The sequence below is a fragment of the Nostoc sp. genome (assembly GCF_054880495.1).
In genome coordinates this window covers 59,773-78,452 of the sequence record NZ_JBTYKD010000328.1, presented here as the reverse complement: position 1 = coordinate 78,452, position 18,680 = coordinate 59,773, and the positions used below count along the sequence as shown (strand labels likewise).

The 18,680-nt window shown below is 42.5% G+C and carries 21 protein-coding genes and 1 tRNA gene; 13 read left to right on the top strand and 9 right to left on the bottom strand.

Annotated features, from left to right (window positions below; translation table 11 throughout):
• From ACYTXL_RS28885 to argB, 4 genes are all read left to right on the top strand, one after another.
• A partial coding sequence (locus ACYTXL_RS28885) for a shikimate kinase (RefSeq protein ID WP_461927629.1) occupies nucleotides 1-184 on the top strand: 184 nt, incomplete at its 5' end.
• Nucleotides 185-219: 35 nt separating this feature from the next.
• Nucleotides 220-375, top strand: a complete 156-nt coding sequence (locus ACYTXL_RS28880) for a type II toxin-antitoxin system RelE/ParE family toxin (protein ID WP_461927628.1) — start codon at nucleotides 220-222, stop codon at nucleotides 373-375.
• Nucleotides 376-424: 49 nt separating this feature from the next.
• The gene (locus ACYTXL_RS28875) at nucleotides 425-628 is read left to right on the top strand and encodes a HigA family addiction module antitoxin (RefSeq protein WP_461927627.1); all 204 of its coding nucleotides are present in this window, start codon (nucleotides 425-427) and stop codon (nucleotides 626-628) included.
• 400 nt (nucleotides 629-1,028) lie between these two features.
• Nucleotides 1,029-1,925, top strand: coding sequence for an acetylglutamate kinase (gene argB / locus ACYTXL_RS28870; protein ID WP_461927626.1), 897 nt, complete (start codon nucleotides 1,029-1,031; stop codon nucleotides 1,923-1,925).
• A gap of 70 nt (nucleotides 1,926-1,995) precedes the next feature.
• Here argB and ACYTXL_RS28865 read toward each other — a convergent pair whose 3' ends face one another.
• The 3 genes from ACYTXL_RS28865 to ACYTXL_RS28855 form a co-directional block, all read right to left on the bottom strand.
• Nucleotides 1,996-3,402: a lysophospholipid acyltransferase family protein gene (locus tag ACYTXL_RS28865; RefSeq protein WP_461927625.1), complete on the bottom strand. Its 1,407-nt coding sequence runs from the start codon at nucleotides 3,400-3,402 to the stop codon at nucleotides 1,996-1,998.
• Nucleotides 3,403-3,696: 294 nt separating this feature from the next.
• Nucleotides 3,697-4,143, bottom strand: coding sequence for a DUF2127 domain-containing protein (locus ACYTXL_RS28860; protein ID WP_461927624.1), 447 nt, complete (start codon nucleotides 4,141-4,143; stop codon nucleotides 3,697-3,699).
• A 592-nt stretch (nucleotides 4,144-4,735) separates the two neighbouring features.
• A tRNA-Ala gene (locus ACYTXL_RS28855) sits at nucleotides 4,736-4,808 on the bottom strand.
• A 71-nt stretch (nucleotides 4,809-4,879) separates the two neighbouring features.
• Between ACYTXL_RS28855 and trhO the strand changes: the two genes are divergently transcribed.
• Nucleotides 4,880-5,788, top strand: a complete 909-nt coding sequence (gene trhO, locus ACYTXL_RS28850; protein WP_461927623.1) for an oxygen-dependent tRNA uridine(34) hydroxylase TrhO — start codon at nucleotides 4,880-4,882, stop codon at nucleotides 5,786-5,788.
• An 88-nt stretch (nucleotides 5,789-5,876) separates the two neighbouring features.
• Here the strand turns inward: trhO and ACYTXL_RS28845 are convergent, their stop codons facing one another.
• Nucleotides 5,877-7,409, bottom strand: a complete 1,533-nt coding sequence (locus ACYTXL_RS28845) for a SagB/ThcOx family dehydrogenase (protein ID WP_461927636.1) — start codon at nucleotides 7,407-7,409, stop codon at nucleotides 5,877-5,879.
• Nucleotides 7,410-7,820: 411 nt separating this feature from the next.
• Between ACYTXL_RS28845 and ACYTXL_RS28840 the strand changes: the two genes are divergently transcribed.
• Complete coding sequence (locus tag ACYTXL_RS28840) at nucleotides 7,821-8,051, top strand: addiction module protein (RefSeq protein ID WP_461927622.1); 231 nt, start codon at nucleotides 7,821-7,823, stop codon at nucleotides 8,049-8,051.
• A gap of 105 nt (nucleotides 8,052-8,156) precedes the next feature.
• On the opposite strand, the gene ACYTXL_RS28835 is transcribed toward ACYTXL_RS28840, so the two are convergent.
• A complete protein-coding gene (locus ACYTXL_RS28835; protein WP_461927621.1) occupies nucleotides 8,157-9,005 on the bottom strand; it encodes a M28 family peptidase in 849 nt (282 codons plus the stop codon).
• A gap of 316 nt (nucleotides 9,006-9,321) precedes the next feature.
• Here ACYTXL_RS28835 and dnaK point away from each other — a divergent pair, with 316 nt between their 5' ends.
• From dnaK to ACYTXL_RS28805, 6 genes are all read left to right on the top strand, one after another.
• Nucleotides 9,322-11,403 carry a molecular chaperone DnaK gene (gene dnaK, locus ACYTXL_RS28830; protein WP_461927620.1) on the top strand — a complete coding sequence of 694 codons (2,082 nt, stop codon included), beginning with the start codon at nucleotides 9,322-9,324 and terminating at the stop codon, nucleotides 11,401-11,403.
• 194 nt (nucleotides 11,404-11,597) lie between these two features.
• Nucleotides 11,598-12,593: a DnaJ C-terminal domain-containing protein gene (locus ACYTXL_RS28825; RefSeq protein WP_461927619.1), complete on the top strand. Its 996-nt coding sequence runs from the start codon at nucleotides 11,598-11,600 to the stop codon at nucleotides 12,591-12,593.
• Between the two features lie 678 nt (nucleotides 12,594-13,271).
• On the top strand, nucleotides 13,272-13,808 hold the full coding sequence (locus tag ACYTXL_RS28820) for a J domain-containing protein (RefSeq protein WP_461927635.1): 537 nt from the start codon (nucleotides 13,272-13,274) through the stop codon (nucleotides 13,806-13,808).
• Between the two features lie 71 nt (nucleotides 13,809-13,879).
• On the top strand, nucleotides 13,880-14,152 hold the full coding sequence (locus ACYTXL_RS28815) for a DUF3143 domain-containing protein (RefSeq protein WP_461927618.1): 273 nt from the start codon (nucleotides 13,880-13,882) through the stop codon (nucleotides 14,150-14,152).
• A 331-nt stretch (nucleotides 14,153-14,483) separates the two neighbouring features.
• Nucleotides 14,484-14,654 carry a hypothetical protein gene (locus tag ACYTXL_RS28810; RefSeq protein ID WP_461927617.1) on the top strand — a complete coding sequence of 57 codons (171 nt, stop codon included), beginning with the start codon at nucleotides 14,484-14,486 and terminating at the stop codon, nucleotides 14,652-14,654.
• A gap of 206 nt (nucleotides 14,655-14,860) precedes the next feature.
• Nucleotides 14,861-15,214 (top strand): hypothetical protein, encoded by a 354-nt coding sequence (locus tag ACYTXL_RS28805; protein ID WP_461927616.1) that lies wholly within the window; start codon nucleotides 14,861-14,863, stop codon nucleotides 15,212-15,214.
• Between the two features lie 305 nt (nucleotides 15,215-15,519).
• On the opposite strand, the gene ACYTXL_RS28800 is transcribed toward ACYTXL_RS28805, so the two are convergent.
• From ACYTXL_RS28800 to ACYTXL_RS28785, 4 genes are all read right to left on the bottom strand, one after another.
• Nucleotides 15,520-15,756, bottom strand: coding sequence for a DUF4327 family protein (locus ACYTXL_RS28800; protein WP_292795596.1), 237 nt, complete (start codon nucleotides 15,754-15,756; stop codon nucleotides 15,520-15,522).
• Nucleotides 15,757-15,871: 115 nt separating this feature from the next.
• Entirely contained in the window at nucleotides 15,872-16,279 is a 408-nt protein-coding gene (locus ACYTXL_RS28795) for a hypothetical protein (RefSeq protein ID WP_461927615.1), read from the bottom strand.
• 501 nt (nucleotides 16,280-16,780) lie between these two features.
• Nucleotides 16,781-17,200 carry a 30S ribosome-binding factor RbfA gene (gene rbfA / locus ACYTXL_RS28790; protein WP_461927614.1) on the bottom strand — a complete coding sequence of 140 codons (420 nt, stop codon included), beginning with the start codon at nucleotides 17,198-17,200 and terminating at the stop codon, nucleotides 16,781-16,783.
• A 123-nt stretch (nucleotides 17,201-17,323) separates the two neighbouring features.
• Nucleotides 17,324-17,530, bottom strand: coding sequence for a DUF751 family protein (locus ACYTXL_RS28785; RefSeq protein WP_292795601.1), 207 nt, complete (start codon nucleotides 17,528-17,530; stop codon nucleotides 17,324-17,326).
• A 276-nt stretch (nucleotides 17,531-17,806) separates the two neighbouring features.
• On the opposite strand from ACYTXL_RS28785, the gene ACYTXL_RS28780 reads away from it, so the two are divergent.
• Entirely contained in the window at nucleotides 17,807-18,592 is a 786-nt protein-coding gene (locus ACYTXL_RS28780) for a DNA adenine methylase (RefSeq protein ID WP_461927613.1), read from the top strand.
• Nucleotides 18,593-18,680: the final 88 nt, after the last annotated feature.

Sequence of the window (18,680 nt, the reverse complement as noted above, 5' to 3'; positions counted from 1 at the left end):
AAGACCACTGCTGCAAGATGCTGATCCTAAAGGTAAATTGCGATCGCTCCTCGAACAACGAACACCACTTTACTCTCAAGCCGATTTGCACATCACCGAGCGAGAGGGAGAAACACCTGAAGAGGTTGCCAAGCGTGTACTTGAGGCAATTCCTACCGTTCTCAAAACACAAGTTTCTCATTAACATCAAACTTATATTCAATAAGTAAAAATGTTGATTTGCAGAGAAACCCAGTTTCAACAGGATTTTTATCTCTAGATGATATTAAAGTTCCACCGGGTAACAGGTTAGAAACATTAAAAGGCGATCGCAAAAGTCAGCATAGCATTCGGATTTACGACCAATATCGAATTTGCTTTATATGGACACCTTAAGGTGCATCAGAAGTTGAAATAGTTGATTACCATTAGGAGATAACAACAGATGAGAGTTCCAAAATATAGACCACCATCCCATCCAGGTGAAATATTACTGAAAGATTTTCTAGAGCCAATGGGAATAACCCAACGAGAACTTGCAGATGCGCTTCACGTACCTTATCAGCGAATAAATGAGCTGATAAATCAAAAGCGAGGTATTACACTTAGTACCGCAGTACGGTTATCAAAATTCTTTGGAAATAGCTGAGAGTTTTGGTTAAACCTCCAACAAACTTGGGAACTTTATCACGTATTCAAGCAAGAACAAGAGGAACTAAAAACTATATTGCAATTCAGAACTACGTGAGAAATTGCATTCCCATCCACCACACAATAACTCCAAATATCACTGTTTATTCAGTGATTACTAAAAGAGAGAAACCAGTTTTCTATCGGTGATATATTGAAAATAGTGGTGTAGTTTTTGAGAGAAACTGCGACATCTCTTGACTCACCTCTGCGCGTCTGGGCATCCAAACAAAATAATTTGCGAGTGATACCTGTATAAAAAGCTTATTTTTGCTCTTGGCAGCTATGAGATATTGTTGCAGGTTACAAAGTCTTCTACACTGACTTAAATAGGTTTTAACTCTTAACGGCGGCTCCTCATGACGGTCAACGATTCTGAATACATCAGGCAAACTGAAGCCACTCGTGTACGTGTACTAAGCGAAGCACTACCTTATATTCAACAATTCGCCGGTCGCACTGTTGTTGTGAAATATGGTGGTGCGGCGATGAAAGAAAGTACCCTTAAAGATAAAGTCATCCGCGACATTGTATTTTTATCCTGTGTCGGCTTGCGTCCGATTCTAGTACATGGCGGTGGACCAGAAATTAACAGTTGGTTAGATAAACTGGGAATTGAACCGCAATTTAAGGATGGTCTACGAGTCACCGATGCCGCCACAATGGATGTGGTGGAAATGGTTTTAGTTGGTCGAGTCAATAAAGAAATTGTCTCGCTGATTAACCAAGCTGGAGGCTTGGCTGTAGGACTTTGCGGTAAAGACGGTAATTTATTTACAGCCCGTCCCCAAGGTCAAGAAGGCATCGGCTTTGTGGGAGAAGTTAGCGGTGTTAATATCAAGATTTTGGAGACACTATCTACTAATGGTTATATCCCAGTAGTGTCCAGTGTCGCCGCAGACGAAACGGGACAAGCTTATAATATTAACGCCGATACTGTAGCTGGAGAAATCGCTGCTGCACTAGGAGCAGAAAAGTTAATTTTACTGACCGACACCAGTGGAATTTTAAGAGATTACAAAGACCAGTCTACTTTGATTCCAAAAGTAGATATCCGCGAAGCCCGCGAGCTGATTGCCAATGGTATAGTTAGCGGTGGAATGATTCCCAAAGTAAGTTGTTGTGTGCGATCGCTTGCTCAAGGAGTCCGTGCAGCACACATCATTGATGGTCGCATTCCTCACGCCCTATTACTAGAAATCTTTACTGATGTTGGGATTGGGACAATGATTTTAGGTTCGCAGTTTACCTCTTAGAGACGCTGGTCATCTTTAATGAAGGTGCAATATTTGACAAAATTCCAGCGAAGAAGTCTTAGAATTTTTGTTATCTAATCATCTTCTCTAAAGCGATTTGCAAATCTTTTGTCAAATCGCTCACAGCTTGTCTAGCCGCCAAGCGATCGCCCTGACAATTTCCCCAGCGTTCGGTAACTGAAATTGGCTCTCCCACGGTGATTTGTGTTTGTCGCAAACCTAACTGAGGTCGTCCTGGAAGTGTGGTATTTTGAATTCGGGAAAGCATATCGAATACAAGCAAAGCTGTTTCTGCAAACCGTTCCGCCGTCGGTTCTTCCTGAATATAAGTAGCTGTGACGGCAACAAAACTTTCCACTATCCGCATATGCCGCATTCGCAAGTCTGCTTCCTCGGCAATCCAGTCTGCCAAACCGCGTTTAAAGGGTGGTAAAGTATTGATATCTGGCAAATCTTCCCGATAAATGTAATTCCACCCAGCCTCTTCCAAACGGCGACAACGGTCAATAAAATTACCCTGCGCTTGAACTCCAAAATATTGCTCCGCAACTTGTAAAGCCTTATCCAGTAGGCGATGGAGTCGGACAATTAACACCTGATTCGGACTAGCAGATTCATCAGTTGAGATGCTTTTTGGGATATCTTGATGATAAAAGCGACGATAAAACTCTTCCATCTCCGTAATTAGATATTCAGCCAATCTGCAAAGGCGTTGATAGTAAAACTCTTCGCCCTCGCCCGAATAAATCTCCTTAACTGCCAAGCCGCTATCAGCTTCCAACTTACTCAACAGCAAATCCAGTTTAGACCAAGGTGGCTCAACGTAGCGATACTGGATCGCGATCGGCACAATGATTACAGTCTCAGAACGGTTAGCTTTTTGCAAGTCTTCTACACACCAGAAGCCCATTTGAGCAACACCGGGTTCCAGTGGGCTAACAATACCACTATGACCATTTGTTCCGCCTTCGGGTGCCACTGCGATCGGGAGTTCGCCATTAGCAAACAACTCCCGTGCAGTTTGAATAGCTTGGCGATCTAGTCGCCTACCGCGATGAACTGGCACACCTCCGATTCTAGAGAACAACCAAGCTAGCCAATCTCCAGCCCAAACCGTCATACCCCGATCATAAAGAAAATAGCTGTGAACAAGAGATTGTAGTGTAATACCTTCCTGACGCGCAACCTTTGGCACAATGCGGGAAAGCAAATACAGCATACAGAGAGGATCTTCTACCTCTGGGTGGCGAAATGCCAACAAAAAGCGAATTTTTCCAGCCTGAAATTGTTGATAAAGTTCAGCTAATACCTCAACATTTTTGGCTTCAATCCGAATAATACCAGCTGTTAACCAAGGTCGAGTGTGAAACCGTAGTGCGATCGGCAGTAACCACCGAACAATCTGGAGTACCAGCCGGTTAAACCGTTGAGTAATAAATTTCAGTGGTGGTTGAGTAGACTGAATCGATCTAGGCAAGTCGCTCTCCAAATTGTATTTTTAGCGATTGTACAACGTCAGGTCTTGCTTTTGCCTAAACCCGCAGACTCCTGTCGTCAAACATTTCAATCCCTACGTTTGGCTATCTTGGTTACTGGACGCTGATAAACTCTTTAACAATAGTCCCTAAGAAACGTGGATTAAATAAAATGCAAAACTTCATCCTGTCTTTAGCTTCCCTCTCCTAATAAAGGAGAGGGATTGAGGGTGAGGTAAGCCAGAGACATAAATTGTATGTTATTTCATTCTTATTCCTAAGTATCGAATCAAAAATTATTTTGAATGTTTAGGAAAAGTTCGGAATAAATAGGCAAACACTGCTAAGTTCAACACAAGAATAAATATTTTTATCACCGAGAACCCCCGAATCAATTCATAAATTTCTGGGGCAATACTGATACCAACAAGTACCAACACCAAGACGTGTGCCCAACGCTTTTCGTACCATAAACCAACGGCTTCAATAGTAGTAACAATAGCATAAACTCCTGCTCCAATACCGCTAAATGCCAAGGTTCGCGGATTTAAGTTGAGAACTTTATTTAAAACCCAATCAATAATTATCGATTTCCCTTCTAAAACATAATTTTCTGAAAACACCTCTAGATTTTGATAATTTTTTAATGTCAATAATAAAGCGATCGAAGTAACCATAAGCAGCATGGCACTAAATGCTTTGTAGACAACAATTGCCACTAATCCCAATGGACGCTTTTTCAAACAACCCCCTCAGTATATATAAGTGAAACTCTGATTAACTGGCTCTGGATGAGTGGAGAGTTCAAAGCTAACACTCATTTAAATTATCAATTATGAATTTCTCGTTCCCAGTCTCTGACTGGGAATGCCTATTGGAGGCTCCGCCTCAAGACTTGCGGCACCGCAATGAGGAGCATTTCCAGCCAGAGGCTAGAAACGAGGTTTTAAAAGGGTTTTAGCTTAGGTTGACAATAGCCCTTACCCTCTCCTACGAGCAGAGGGGAGTTTGGCTACCCCAAGCCTTCTAGGGTTGGGGGCTGTGAGGTTAGGGTTTTTGATTACTGAATCGATGCTCTAGTTAAGAATAACCCGATGAAACTTGCAACTTTGCTCAATTCTGGGGTTTTGATTGACATTGGATGTGCATAGGCGTCGCCCGCACTTCGGCAAAGCTCAGTAACCACCGCAGGTTTTACCCTGAGAACTTCGACAGGTTTTACCCTGAGCTTGCCGAAGGGCTCAGGGTAAAACCTGGTCCGTACCCTTCGGGAAGCAAGCTACGCACAGCGTTTCGTAGAGAAGGGCATCGCGCATTGAAATAAATCATATCCAATGGAGGTTAGCGGACTCGAACCGCTGACATCCTGCTTGCAAAGCAGGCGCTCTACCAACTGAGCCAAACCCCCATAAAATTAAAATAGTAGGTAACTTTGGTTCCTGTTGTTATTGTAACTGATATTGTTCCATTACTAAAAGGATGAAGCTAGAAAATATCCAAGTTGTTGCAGCACTGTATAAATTTGTGAAGCTGCCAGATTTTGCCGAGAAACGAAATCCTCTGCTGTCTTACTGCCAAGCACAAGGTGTCAAGGGGACAATTTTGCTGGCACATGAAGGCATTAACGGTACAATTGCGGGTTCGCGTCAGGCGATTGACTCTGTTCTCTGGTTTCTGCGTTCTGATCCGCGTTTAGCTGACCTAGAATCCAAAGAATCCTATACCGAAACCCCGCCCTTTGAGCGGATGAAGGTGCGATTGAAGCCGGAAATTGTGACTTTGGGGTTACCTGAAATTGACCCAAATAAGCAAGTTGGGACTTATGTCAATCCCCAGGAATGGAATGATTTGATTTGTGATCCAGAAGTAACTGTGATTGACACCCGCAATGATTATGAGGTAAGTATCGGTACTTTCCAAGGCGCGGAAAATCCCCAAACTAGCTCATTCCGGGAGTTTCCCAATTATGTGCTACACCACCTCGACCCAACTAAACACAAAAAGGTTGCTCTGTTTTGTACAGGCGGCATTCGCTGTGAAAAAGCCTCATCCTTTATGCTTGCCCAAGGCTTTGCAGAAGTCTATCATCTCAAAGGTGGCATTCTCAAGTATTTGCAGGAAGTTCCAGCACATGAAAGTTTATGGGAAGGCGAATGTTTTGTCTTTGATGAGCGGGTAACTGTCAGTCATGGGTTGGATGAAGGGAGTTGTGAGCGGTGCTTCTGTTGTGGACGTCCGATTTCTGAAGAAGATAAACTCTCTCCAAAGTATGAGCTAGGTATCTCCTGTCCCTATTGTTTTGATAGCCTCACCGAGGAGAAAAGAGCGCGTCAGCAGCAAAAATGGCGTCACTACCAAACCCAAGTTGCTAACAAAAATCGGATGTAAGGGTTTAACATTGCTAAACCCCTACGACAGATCCGGTTTTTTCCATCATGCATATTTGCTATTTTCTGTCAATGCGTAAGTCCTAGTTTTATCTTGGGCGTCCCAATGTAGTGATATATAGAACAGCTTCATCAGCAGGAATACTCAAAACTTCATTTACTTGGTCATCAAAGAATCCAGCGATGCCACTGACGCCGAGATTCAGGTGGATTGCAGCTAAATTTAGGCGTTGTCCCAAATGACCAGCATCCAGATGTAAGTAACGGTAAACGCGATCGCCATATTGTGCGATCGCAGCTTTTAGATCGGCTGTATGAAATAACACCGCTCCTGCATCCCGCCCTAATTCTTGTCCTAAACAGAGAAAATGTAACTCTCGACGAAAGTTTTTAAACCGAATTTGGCGTAATTCTTGGGCTTTGGGTGCGTAATAATAACAACCCGCCTCCAATCCTTGGACTCCGCAAACAGCAATGAATGTTTCGATTAAATTCAAATCAAAGTAGTCTGGAGAAATATCTAAATTTTGGTCGATGTAATTTTGCGGTTGGTAAGTGAAATCGAGTAAACTTTTCAATTCATCGAAAGTTAAATCGTCACCATTGTAAGCGCGGGTAGAGCGTCGCTTGTACATTGTGATTTCCAGTTTTGACAGATTTTGCCCCCAGTCTATAGGCGCAGTGGTGGTGGGAATTTTCAAACAGAAAGGAAAGTTGTATTTATCCTCCAAAGATTTTTCTTGTTTGATAGTTGGGAGATTGAGATTGCCAGTTATACCTAATTGGATCTGGGTGTGTCGATGGAAATATGCCAGTAATTCACCATCGGGGATTTGAGGATAACTGGTTTCGGTGGCCGAAGGTAAAGCAGTACATCCCAATGGCAAATTTTGATTGATATCTAACAAGTCTGCCAGAGGTAAGACAGCGATCGCACCTTCTTGTTGCGGATCGATATAAAGCAGATTGTTTACCGATTCATCCACAAAACCGCCGATTAAATGGGGGCGATAGTCAGTAATCGCACCAGCCAATTCGATATTACCTAACAGGTGTCCTGTATCTAGAAAAATCCGGCGATAAGCCCGATCTTCATAGCGCCACGCAGAACGATAAAATACCGCAGTCACAATAATTGCTAATTGGGTATTATCTAGGGAAGGATGCCAGAAACAAGCAGCTTGGAGAGTTTGCCAAACATCACTTTCCCAATAATGCATCAGGGAATGATCCCGACACTGGTAGTTATACAGACCAGGTGGCAATAACGACGTACCACGGGAAACCACATAGACTTCGGCAGGGTATAATCCGCCTGCACTGGGAGCAGCACGTAAATACCCCGCACTACCCATAGAAGGTATTTTCGCTGTCAATCCATAGCTGCGAAACAGCAGCCGTGAAAGTCTTTGCCACCATTGAGCATCTGGGTTATTAGCATAAGCCTCTGGTTTTTCTTGGATATAGGGTTTGAGATCAAAAGTAGAGCCAATTTTGTACTCTTTAAAGGGAACTGGCTGTTTAGCCCAATCTAACCCTTGATTTTTGGAGGCAAGAGTATCAGGGTTGTATTTAGTCCGTTCGTGATAATGCTGGGCAATTGATTGGTGTAATTCTGGCATAGTACTTTGAATATCCTTGGGGCATCCTTTTTTTGATCTTGGCATTCATTAGCCTGATTATTTCGTGTAAATTACTACAATTTTCAGAGTCATAAAGTGGTATTCGGTAACAATTGAATTGGGCACTTGTAGTGAGCGAAGTCGTTGGCGCAGCCTCTCGTAGAGAAGTATTGGGCTTTGGGCGGCTACGCCGACTTGTACTCCTACGGAGAAGCAAGCTAGGCATAGCGTCTCCCCTTGGGAGAAGCACCTAGCGTCATTGGGAAGGCAGGCGCTAACTGAACCGTATTGAACTATAAACCTTTATATTGAAGATTATGTGGCGCTTCGATGTCATGGCAAACCCTTGATTTTAAACTGCCACATTCAACACTAACTCTATGCTGATTAATCGCAAGAGGATCGCAGACTATGACCGAGACAGTAGAGAAACTTAGGCTTGAACTATCTCAGCTATCTATTCAAGAGCGTGCAGAGCTTGCTTATTTTTTGATCCACTCTTTAGATCAAGATGTTAACGATAACGCAGAATTTGCTTGGAATGTTGAGTTAACGAAAAGGATGGAAGAGATTAATAGTGGAACAGTTTATGGTGAACTGTCAGACAAGGTATTCACTGAACTAGCAGAAAAGTACTCCTGAAGCAGATGATCATTCACAGTGAAGCTAGAGCAGAGCTAGATAATTCAGTCGCCTACTACGAGGTGCAAAAGGCTAAAAATAAACTTATTAATTTATCTTAACTTTTCACAACCCCCGAATCGCAATTTCTAACCCTTCACATACACCGCTCAGAAAATCTAAATCCAAAGTAGCAACAGTGTCACTAGATTTGTGATAATGTGGATTTCGCATGAATGCCGTATCTGTAACCATCATTGCCGGATAACCCAAATCCCAAAAAGGTGCATGATCACTACGTCTAGTTTGGGGAACTATTAAGCCTCGATTTGGTACAGGTAGCCATTGACTAGATACGCCAGCTTTCCGAATACTCCGACTCATGCCAATTAAGTCAGGCAATGTCCGCAGATTCCCAATTAAAGCAATAAAATCACCTCTGTCTGGGTAGAAGCGTTCCAGAGGAGAGGGGTAACTTTGAGAATCGGCTGTAGAATCCTTATAGCCCAGCATTTCTAGGGAAATCATCAAGCGCAGCTGTTGCTTTTGTTGATGTAACAAAGCTGCATAGTCAGCACTACCCAGTAAGCCGTATTCTTCCATATCGAAAGCAACCAACCTTAAGGGATATCTTAGAGGTTCGGCAGTAAACTTTCTGGCTAATTCCAGCAACACCGCCACACCTGTAGCATTATCATCTGCTCCTGGTGTTCCCGGAACGGTATCATAATGAGCGCCAATTAAAATAGGTGGCAAATCCTGTTTTTCCCCTCTAGCTTGGGAGGGTAAATTTAATATCAAGTTCTTACAAGCTTTACCTCTGACTTCAAAGGTGTGGATTTCCACACTCCCCCATTGGGAAAATTGCTGGCGGATGTATTCTTGGACAAAAAAATGTCCAGCCGTTGCCATGTAAGGATCGCGTTCTCGCGCGATCACACTCAGGGAAGTTTGTAATCGCTCTGTTAAATTCAAATTTTTAAAATAGTGACAGTATTAAGGTTTTCAGGCAATCAAAGAAGCAGAGCAAGTATTATTAAGGTGCATTTACCAACTTGTCGATACCGTAAACAGAAGTAGCAGGATAACTAGAATTGAGGCAGCTTAGGCACACCAACCATCTCAATGCTATCCTAGTCTTGCAACTATCTCCTCTAACTACACTTCTGAGCTTACTGCCTTAATGATGACTATTATACAATTGGGGTGTTTTTATCCTGTGGCACAAAGCTAGAGGTAGTTCCGCCCAATCATAATAAATATATAAGACACTTTAGGAGAAGAGTAACGCATGGGCAAGGTAGTCGGCATCGACTTGGGTACAACCAACTCAGTAGTCGCCGTTATGGAGGGTGGCAAGCCGGTGGTGATTGCCAATGCAGAAGGTATGCGAACAACCCCCTCCGTAGTTGGCTTTAGCAAAGAAGGTGAAAGGGTGGTTGGGCAAATGGCACGGCGCCAAACCGTCCTCAATCCCCAAAATACTTTTTTTGCAGTGAAACGCTTCATTGGGCGGAAGTATGGCGAACTTAACCCAGATTCCAAGCGTATACCCTACACTATCCGCAAAGACGAAGTAGGTAATATTAAGATTGCCTGTCCCCGTCTAAATAAAGATTTTGCCCCAGAAGAAATTTCGGCAATGGTGCTGAAGAAATTGGCAGACGATGCTAGCCGCTATTTGGGTGAACCAGTCACAGGGGCAGTGATTACAGTACCCGCTTATTTTAACGATTCTCAGCGCCAAGCAACCCGCGATGCTGGGAGAATTGCCGGTTTAGAGGTGTTGCGGATTCTCAATGAACCGACTGCTGCATCTTTGGCTTATGGATTAGATCGGGGTGAGACGGAAACTATCTTAGTATTTGACTTGGGTGGTGGCACTTTTGACGTGTCGATTTTAGACGTTGGTGATGGGATATTTGAAGTTAAGGCTACCAGTGGAGATACGCAACTTGGTGGTAATGACTTTGACAAAAAAATCGTAGATTGGTTAGCAGATCAATTTTTGGAAACAGAAGAGGTAGACTTAAGACGCGATCGCCAAGCTTTACAACGTCTAATGGAAGCGGCGGAAAAAGCCAAAATTGAACTTTCGGCTGTCAGCGTCACCGATATTAACTTACCCTTCATCACCGCCACGGAAGATGGCCCCAAACATCTGGAAACTAGTCTAACTCGTTCCCAGTTTGAGGGCTTGTGTGGTGATTTGGTGGGGCGCTTGCGGATACCAGTCAAACGAGCGCTCAAAGATGCCGGACTCTTACCTAGAGACATTGAAGAAGTTGTATTAGTTGGCGGTTCTACACGGATGCCAATGGTAAAACAACTTGTGCGGGACTTGATTGGTACCGAACCCAACGAGAACGTCAACCCCGATGAAGTCGTGGGAGTGGGTGCAGCAATTCAAGCAGGCATTCTCGCTGGCGAGCTCAAAGATGTGCTGCTTTTGGATGTCACACCCCTCTCTTTGGGATTGGAAACCATTGGCGGCGTGATGAAAAAACTCATTCCCCGCAATACCACCATCCCAGTACGCCGTTCTGACATTTTTTCCACGTCCGAAAATAACCAAAATACTGTGGAAATTCACGTAGTCCAGGGTGAACGGGAAATGGCAGCAAATAACAAGTCTCTAGGACGGTTCAAGCTCTATGGCATCCCGCCAGCGCCACGAGGAATCCCTCAAGTTCAGGTGTCATTGGATATCGACGCTAACGGTATTTTACAGGTAACAGCCCTAGATAGAACTACTGGGCGAGAGCAGAGTATCACCATTCAGGGCGCTTCCACCTTGAACGAGTCGGAAGTAAATCGGATGATTCAGGACGCTCAGAAATACGCCGATGTTGATCGGGAACGTAAAGAAAGGGTAGAAAAACGGACTCGTTCTGAGGCGTTGATTTTCCAAGCAGAGCGACAACTCAGAGAAGTAGCCCTGGAATTTGGTATGCAGTTTGCCCGCAGCCGCCGCCAAAGAATTGATAATATTTGCCGACAACTAAAAGAGAGTCTTAAAGAAAATAGCGATCGCGGTATTGATCAAGCCTACGCCGATTTGCAAGATGCTCTCTATGAGCTAAATCGGGAAGTCCGCGAGACTTATGCTGAAGATGAAGACGACGACTTATTTGGTACTATCCGTGACATCTTTACTGGCGGTGATAAGGATAAAGAACGCGAATCTCCCAGAGATACATATCGAGAACGCGACTCATACAGTAAGGATTATGGCAAAGATTACGGTAAAGACTATGGCAGAGACTATAGTCGGGAGGATCGTTCTTCTTCCTATGACAGCCGTCCTCCACGCAAATCACGCCCCAGCTACCAAGATAACTGGGATGATGAAGAAGACAATGATTGGTTGTAGTACTTTTAATAAGACTTAGAAGTTAGAACAGAGAAGTCAGGAGTTAGGAGTGAGAAGTGAGGAGTTAAAAATTAAATCTTTCAACTCCTAACTTTTAACTCCTCTCTTCTAATTAATCCCAAATCCAAAATCTTCGACTGAGCTTGTCGAAGTGTCAGTCCGAAGTCTAAAATCTAAAATTTAAATAACTGACTATGCAAAATTTGCCGAATTTCCGCGATTACTACGAGATTTTGGGAGTATCTAAAGACGCCTCTAGTGAGGAAATTAAAAAGGTTTATCGGCGGTTAGCAAGGCAATATCACCCCGATCTCAATCCGGGTAACAAAGAATCGGAGGAAAAATTTAAAGATATTGGTGAGGCTTATGAAGTCCTTTCAGACATGGCCAAGCGATCGCAATACGACCAGTTTAGCCGCTACTGGAAGCAAAAAGGCTTTGCTGGCAATAAACAGACGCCAAAGGCTAAAACTTGGCAGAGTAATGCTAGCGATCGCAACGTTAATCAGGAGGTAGATCCAAGTCAATTCTCCGACTTTGAAAGCTTTATTAATCAAGTTATTGGCGTCAAAAATAAAAATGGGGCAAATAACTCCAGTAATGGCAATACTAGCGATCCGTTTCGTTCCCCCAGAACAAAAGTTGCCTATACCGTTAACACTCCACCTCGCACAACCCGTCGGGATATAGAAGCTAGATTAACGCTCCCACTAGAAAAAGCTTATCAAGGTGGTAATGAACGCATTCGTTTGGAAGATGGGCGATCGCTAGAAGTTAGTATGCCTCCAGGTATGGTAACAGGTCAAACCATCCGTTTGCGAAACCAAGGCGTTGGTGGTGGCGATCTCTACTTAAAAATTACCGTTGAACCTCATCCATTATTTAAGCTAGAAGGTTTAAATATACTCTGCCAAGTCCCAGTTACTCCTAGTGAGGCAGTTTTAGGAGGACAGGTAGAAGCACCCACTCTTGATGGTCCTGTAAAAATGACTACTCCTCCCGGAGTTAGGTCTGGTCAAAAATTCCGACTAGGGAATAAAGGCTATCCTAGTGATGATGGGAAACGTGGCGATCAATTAGTGGAAATTCAAATAGTTACACCGAAAAATATTAGTCAAGAAGAACGGGAACTTTACGAAAAGTTACGGCAAATTGAAACCTTTAAACCCCGTGCTGATTTACTGGGTTAGGGATACAGCAGAATTGGGAATTCAGAAGTAAAACACGCTTTATATCTGGCTTTGAGATTTAGCTTGTCTACCTCACCAACTGGAAATTTACGGTAAGATATCAATCATCATAAAGCTATTGACGGCTCTTAAGTTGCTTAATACCAATGTCAATGTGACTGCTTGACACTCCCCGCGAGTAGAGCGACGGGGATTCTTAGTTCATCGACGTGCCTTAAAATTGTCTATCCTTGCGGCAGTATTTAAACCTCACACCCGTTCAATAGAACAAAGTGTCGAGTCCAATTTAAACAATCTCAGTAGGCTTCATCTCCCTAAGCGTTAGAAAATCTTTTTTCTAGTTTCCGTATGCCCTACGGTACTTTTCCAATCAATAAATAAGTCTTGTTTACTGGTCTGGATGCGCGTTGGCTATCCTAGCTTTTATTAAACGCGGTTTTCTCGCTACCCACTATCCATTATTTTTTCCTAGCCAATCGTTTTGGGGTTGGTTATCCATTTGTGCTAGCGGTTATTTTCGAGATTAATTTTGATGTGCATCGCATCTAATTAAATACTTTATAAAATATTTTATCAGATGCTAGACCTGCTGTGTCTTCTCTAATTCAGAAAGGATTTAAAATATAAAAAATATATTTGAGCAAAGTGACTCAAACAGCCGTGAATCATAACGGGGCAATGCCACAAAGCAGTAAACCAACTTATTACTCCTTGCTAGGACTGCATCCCTGGGCATCGGTAATCGACATTCGTCGCGCTTATCGGCAACTGAGCAAATGCTATCATCCTGATACTACAGACTTGCCGACTGCGATCGCCACTCCCAAATTTCAGCAAATCAACGAAGCTTACGCCACCCTTAGCCATCCAGAACGTCGGTTAAGCTACGATTTAAAAATTGGCTATTCCCGCTTTGGAAGGATTCAACCACCCCGTGATTTGAATCATCCCGTTTCCCATTCTCATGACTGGTCAAAATCAGCTTACCTCGATGCGAGCGATCGCCCCCTCTCATCTGGCGAAATCTTTGCTTTATTTATGTTGGTGTTAACATTTGTAGGTTGTCTACTACTAGCAGTTGCCATCGGCTTAACTCGTGGTGAAACTGCTTTCCAAACCCATTTACTGCAACCAACTGCACCTGTACAACAGCAGATTATCCATGTGTCGCAACCAATTACCCATCTGGTAATTAAAAATAAAAAAATTTCTTAATCCAAAATCGTTCGATTGAGCGTTCGCGGAGCGTCTCGTAGAGAAGCCGAAATCCAAAATCTAAAATTCCTATGCCTCTTCTTCCCTCTGATACCCCCCTATATAATCATTCCCTGCCACAAATTGAGCAGTGGCTAAAAGATCAAGGCTGTCAACAAGACGATATAGAGAGACATTGCTGGCGTGTACAGCGGCCTAGTTGGCAAGCTGAATTATGGCTTGATGTTGAGCAAGTCGTAGTGCGATATGTCCAAGCCGGGCAAAATGGACAAGATATCCAACGCTCATTCAAATATTCCCTTAGTCGGGATGATATAGAACAAGCTGTATTTTCAGGCCCATAAGAAAGTGCAAAGTACCGTTCACCGTAAATTTAGACCAAAGTCGTTAAATAATTCGTAATACTTCTCTACGAGAGGCTGCGCCAAGGACTGCGCTCAGTACAAGTTCGTAATTCGTAATTCGTAATTAAAATGTCTGACATCAAGCAACAATTGCCCCAAATAAACTACTTCAAAGAAGAGGATATTCTTCATCTGCTAATCTCCAAAGAGCCAGAATCAGCAAGTATTGAAATTAGTCTAGTTCTTGGTGCGAAACTAAATTTCCAAAAAATAAGGATACGGATTTAAGATGTTTCCAGGAACTAAAACCTTGGTTTTTAGGCTTTATAGAATGAGCCTTCTGAGTTTCGCACCGGGAACTAGTCTAAATGTCACTGCTGAACTGAATGCAGCCAAAGAGTTGATTGCTGTGGAAATTCTCAATGCCAGTAATTACATCCGAGATTTTGTTTTGGAATCTGTTCAGGGTAAGCTGTTGAACTTGGTTCGCAGCAAAATATAGCCAGCGATCACTCATAGTTTGAGTGTGAAGTGCCTAGTTTACCGCCGCAGGCACTGCTTTGTCGAGAGTGCGATCGCGGTTGGAAAGGGAAAAGAGCGATACCTGCGGTAGTAAACTACGTGTTATGACTGCTGAATGCGATCGTCAGCTTAGACTACCTATTCAAGTAACATAAGTAATTATCAAGAAGTTTTAAGAAATAGCTCATGTCCTCAACTCCTCTGACACTAAACCTAATTGAAGGTTCTGTCTCCTTTAGTTTTTCACCCCAAGCAGCACGAGAATTAAAGACAGCAACGGATAAACTGATGGAGCGCCTGAAAGCTGTCGCCGCTAAACCCACTCCTAGCGGCGGTAAAATCACTCCCCAGCCTCCCCTAGAATATTGTTATACAGGTGAAGTATTTTTAGAAATTTTCTGTAATCCTAATATCTGGCCAACGCCCTTCGCAGCCAAAGTTTTGCTGACTGTCCGCAACGTCAACATCCGCTTGACTACTGAAGCTGAACTTACCCGCATCATTGAAGACATTAATCAGTATTTAGAGCAAGTTGAGTAATATTTATATAAAAATTACCGGAGCAGTTCAACATTAGGGACTACCCCGGTTTGACAATCTACATACTTTACTCAAGCTGTGGCACCAGATATACAGAAAAATCGTTCTGATGCCTTCTTCGACTTGGAAAGTTGTATCAATTAAGACTCCAATGCTTCTGTGTTAACGAAAAACGCAAGATTCTATATCGGACAATGCTCATCAAAAACCAGAGATTATCCCCTAACTTGGGCGTTGAATCTTTGATTGTGATATCGACACATCGAAAATCAACTCCCAATCTCAAATCCGAAATCAAAGATTGATTAGTCGTTGTCCCATTGTTCACGACCAATTAGGTCGCCAATGCGATCGCGCAACAAAAAGTCACATTTCTCTAATTCACATTCAACGCAAACCCACTCTCTCGCTGGAATGTATTGGCAGAGGGTATATATTGGCTGTTGTCTGCTAATCATTCCCTTTTGCACTAGTCGGCGTGCTTCGTCTTGAATCACATCTAGAGAATAGTAATTGATAGAAGACACCGTATTCACACTCATCGTTTTTACTCACTAATTAACACTTACGATAGTATTCCCGTTAATAATTAGGAACAAACCTCACAGAATTTAGACTTGTGTCCAGAATTTTGTAGTTTGCTATACGGAACTCTTTTTATTTTGACGCTACATATCCTGAAATTATCTCAAGAAATGTTAAGAAAGTCAACAAATCCTGACATTCTGGGAAAATCCACTTTACAAAAAAAATCCGAGTAGTTAACTTAACCTGCTTCTTTAGCTGTATGACTTTTATCCAATAAGTCTTAAGGCAAGATTTGGCAGTTGGGAAGAGTTGAGGGCGCGTCACCGATAGCGCCACAAAGAGCGAGTCATAGAGCGTCACAGTCCGCACTTCGACAAAGCTCAGTGACTTACCCTGAGCCTGCGCCGTACCACTTCGTGGAAGCAAGCTACGCGCAGCGCGATGCCCTGAGCTTGCCGTACTCCGCAGGAGTTGCAAGCTACGCGCAGCGTCTCGTAGAGAAGGGTCTCGTAGAGAAGGGCATCGCTTAGATATCAAATAATCACCTTAAAACCGGATCTAGAACTGCTGGTATTTATCTAAGCGTAAATAACACAAGAATATTTGTTAGATACTAGGGTGCAAAACATAGCCGCTAAAGTACACTACGAAAGCTTTTACCCTAGGATTTTTTAACAATTTCTTAAGCAAAAGCGTAGTTGGTTAATTTCAGCACTGATATTACACAGTTTTCTTTTGAAAAACATTTGTAGAAGTGTGGAGTCATACTAATTCGTAATTAGGATACATATAAACAGAAAGGGTATATATAGCAATCCTATTTGATTTGCTCTCCACCGAGAGGCTCAGATCCCCGACTTCTTCAAGAAGTCGGGGATCTTTTTGTTCGTAACGCATTTAGGATTGCTATACGCAACTACCGATCCCGGAAGCAGGTTATGGTTACATTAAAACAGACGCGGGCTAGTCACGTCTGTAAACTGTTTGGCGGATTTGCTGAGATTAATTGTTCTCAAGTTACATTGTTATTTAAGTTACTTATTCACCAGATGATTGATCATCATGAACTGGGCTGTCTTCTACTGATACCAGATTTTCTGGCGGACGCTCATCCTTAAGTTGGACTAGTAGTGCTAGTACCTTATTACCGCGTTCTATGGAGTGATCTTCGACAAATATGACCTCTGGTGTACGACGTAGCCGTACCCGCGCCCCAAGTTCGCTGCGGACATAACCCGTGGCCGATTTTAAGCCTGCCATTGTTTCTGCCTTAGCTTCATCTGTACCATAGATACTGACGTAGATTTTGGCGTGTTGGAGATCGCCAGAAACATCAACATTAGTAACACTTACCATTCCTGTACCCACACGGTCATCTTTAATGCCGTTGAGCAGCATTTGGCCAACTTCCCGTTTAATCAGTTCAGCAACGCGGGAAACCCGGCGATTTGTAGACATAAAAATTTCGCCTCCTTACAGAGGTTGTACGACAAAAATAGATGCAAGTTGGGTAGACAATACTTAGCGGGAGCAACGCTAAGATCAACCGTCTTTAGGGCACAGCCCCGATATAGCGCTAGTCTAGATTGTACTCAAGCCCAGCATTGCACGTAGGGTGAGAGTAAGGAAGACTAGGCTGCTCAGAAATAAACCCAAGATGGCGATGAAGGTAACAGGGCGCTTCAACAGGGGCACTAATGGCGCAAAGGCGTTCAGAAACACTCCTAAGAGAATAGTAATTAAGTACCGGGGGTAGCGAAAGACGTTATCCCAAAATCCGTCAAACATCTGAATGTCAACTGCCTTCTTATATACTTACGTTTGTTTTGATATGCTTGATCTACTCAATTGTAATCTATGCGGCTGGAAAATTAGCCAGTTAATATAAAATATGGCTCGTCGGTTATATTGGCTTTATTTAGTTGTGATTATTTTCAGTTCAATCGGAAGTAAATGGTAATTCAAATCCCCAAGGAAACTAGCCCGCGTCCATTTTTGAAGCGAATGGATGTAAAATTAGATTTATTATTGAAATATTGTCATTGTTAATTTTGAGGATAATTAATGCAAGTTCAACAGACTTTTACGCCTCCATTAAAATGGGCTGGTGGAAAAAGATGGTTAGTTTCTATAGTTCAAGAAATCTGGGATAAACAAGAATATACTCGACTGGTTGAACCTTTCGTTGGTGGCATGGCCATATCGCTAGGTATCTTACCAGTAAAAGCTTCAATTAATGATATTAATCCACACTTAATTAACTTTTATAGATGGTTACAAAAAGGCTTATTGATTGAACTAGAATTGAAGAATGACTCGGAATATTACTATACATGTCGTGAGGAGTTTAATAATCTCATTAAGTCTGGCGAATCGAATAGCCAAAAAGCAGCAGAGTTATTTTATTTTTTAAATAAGCAAGGCTATAATGGACTTTGCCGTTTTAATAGTAAGGGTGAATTTAACGTACCCTTTGGTGATTATAAGAAAGTTAACGGTGCAAGAGACTTATCTCAGTATGCTAATATTGTTAATAATTGGGAATTTTCCTGCGGTGATTTCACTAAAGTAATAATTCAAGAACGAGATTTTATTTATGCAGATCCTCCCTATGATGTTGAATTTACTAAGTATAGTAAAGAAGACTTTAAATGGAGTGACCAAGTAAGATTAGCAACTTGGTTAGCATCATGTCCTGCTACTGTAGTAGCTTCTAACCAAGCAACAGCTAGGATAGTTGATTTGTATGAAAAACTAGGATTCAAAATTAAATTTTTGGATGCACCAAGACGAATATCTTGCACCGGTGATAGAAAACCAGCTAAAGAAATATTGGTATATAAATATTAAAACATTGTTTGATTAAGTGTTATACCTACAAAAAAGATTCTGAGCTTTTTTACAAATGCTTCATGAATCTCTATAAACTACTATCCAA

What these genes read in the sequence shown, in the direction of transcription:
- ACYTXL_RS28875 (WP_461927627.1), top strand. Translation starts at nt 425, where the DNA reads ATGAGAGTTCCAAAATATAGACCACCATCCCATCCAGGTGAAATATTA.
- argB (WP_461927626.1), top strand. Translation starts at nt 1,029, where the DNA reads ATGACGGTCAACGATTCTGAATACATCAGGCAAACTGAAGCCACTCGT.
- trhO (WP_461927623.1), top strand. Translation starts at nt 4,880, where the DNA reads ATGAAGCTAGAAAATATCCAAGTTGTTGCAGCACTGTATAAATTTGTG.
- ACYTXL_RS28845 (WP_461927636.1), bottom strand. Translation starts at nt 7,409, where the DNA reads ATGCCAGAATTACACCAATCAATTGCCCAGCATTATCACGAACGGACT.
- ACYTXL_RS28840 (WP_461927622.1), top strand. Translation starts at nt 7,821, where the DNA reads ATGACCGAGACAGTAGAGAAACTTAGGCTTGAACTATCTCAGCTATCT.
- dnaK (WP_461927620.1), top strand. Translation starts at nt 9,322, where the DNA reads ATGGGCAAGGTAGTCGGCATCGACTTGGGTACAACCAACTCAGTAGTC.
- ACYTXL_RS28825 (WP_461927619.1), top strand. Translation starts at nt 11,598, where the DNA reads ATGCAAAATTTGCCGAATTTCCGCGATTACTACGAGATTTTGGGAGTA.
- ACYTXL_RS28820 (WP_461927635.1), top strand. Translation starts at nt 13,272, where the DNA reads ATGCCACAAAGCAGTAAACCAACTTATTACTCCTTGCTAGGACTGCAT.
- ACYTXL_RS28815 (WP_461927618.1), top strand. Translation starts at nt 13,880, where the DNA reads ATGCCTCTTCTTCCCTCTGATACCCCCCTATATAATCATTCCCTGCCA.
- ACYTXL_RS28810 (WP_461927617.1), top strand. Translation starts at nt 14,484, where the DNA reads ATGAGCCTTCTGAGTTTCGCACCGGGAACTAGTCTAAATGTCACTGCT.
- ACYTXL_RS28805 (WP_461927616.1), top strand. Translation starts at nt 14,861, where the DNA reads ATGTCCTCAACTCCTCTGACACTAAACCTAATTGAAGGTTCTGTCTCC.
- ACYTXL_RS28800 (WP_292795596.1), bottom strand. Translation starts at nt 15,756, where the DNA reads ATGAGTGTGAATACGGTGTCTTCTATCAATTACTATTCTCTAGATGTG.
- rbfA (WP_461927614.1), bottom strand. Translation starts at nt 17,200, where the DNA reads ATGTCTACAAATCGCCGGGTTTCCCGCGTTGCTGAACTGATTAAACGG.
- ACYTXL_RS28785 (WP_292795601.1), bottom strand. Translation starts at nt 17,530, where the DNA reads ATGTTTGACGGATTTTGGGATAACGTCTTTCGCTACCCCCGGTACTTA.
- ACYTXL_RS28780 (WP_461927613.1), top strand. Translation starts at nt 17,807, where the DNA reads ATGCAAGTTCAACAGACTTTTACGCCTCCATTAAAATGGGCTGGTGGA.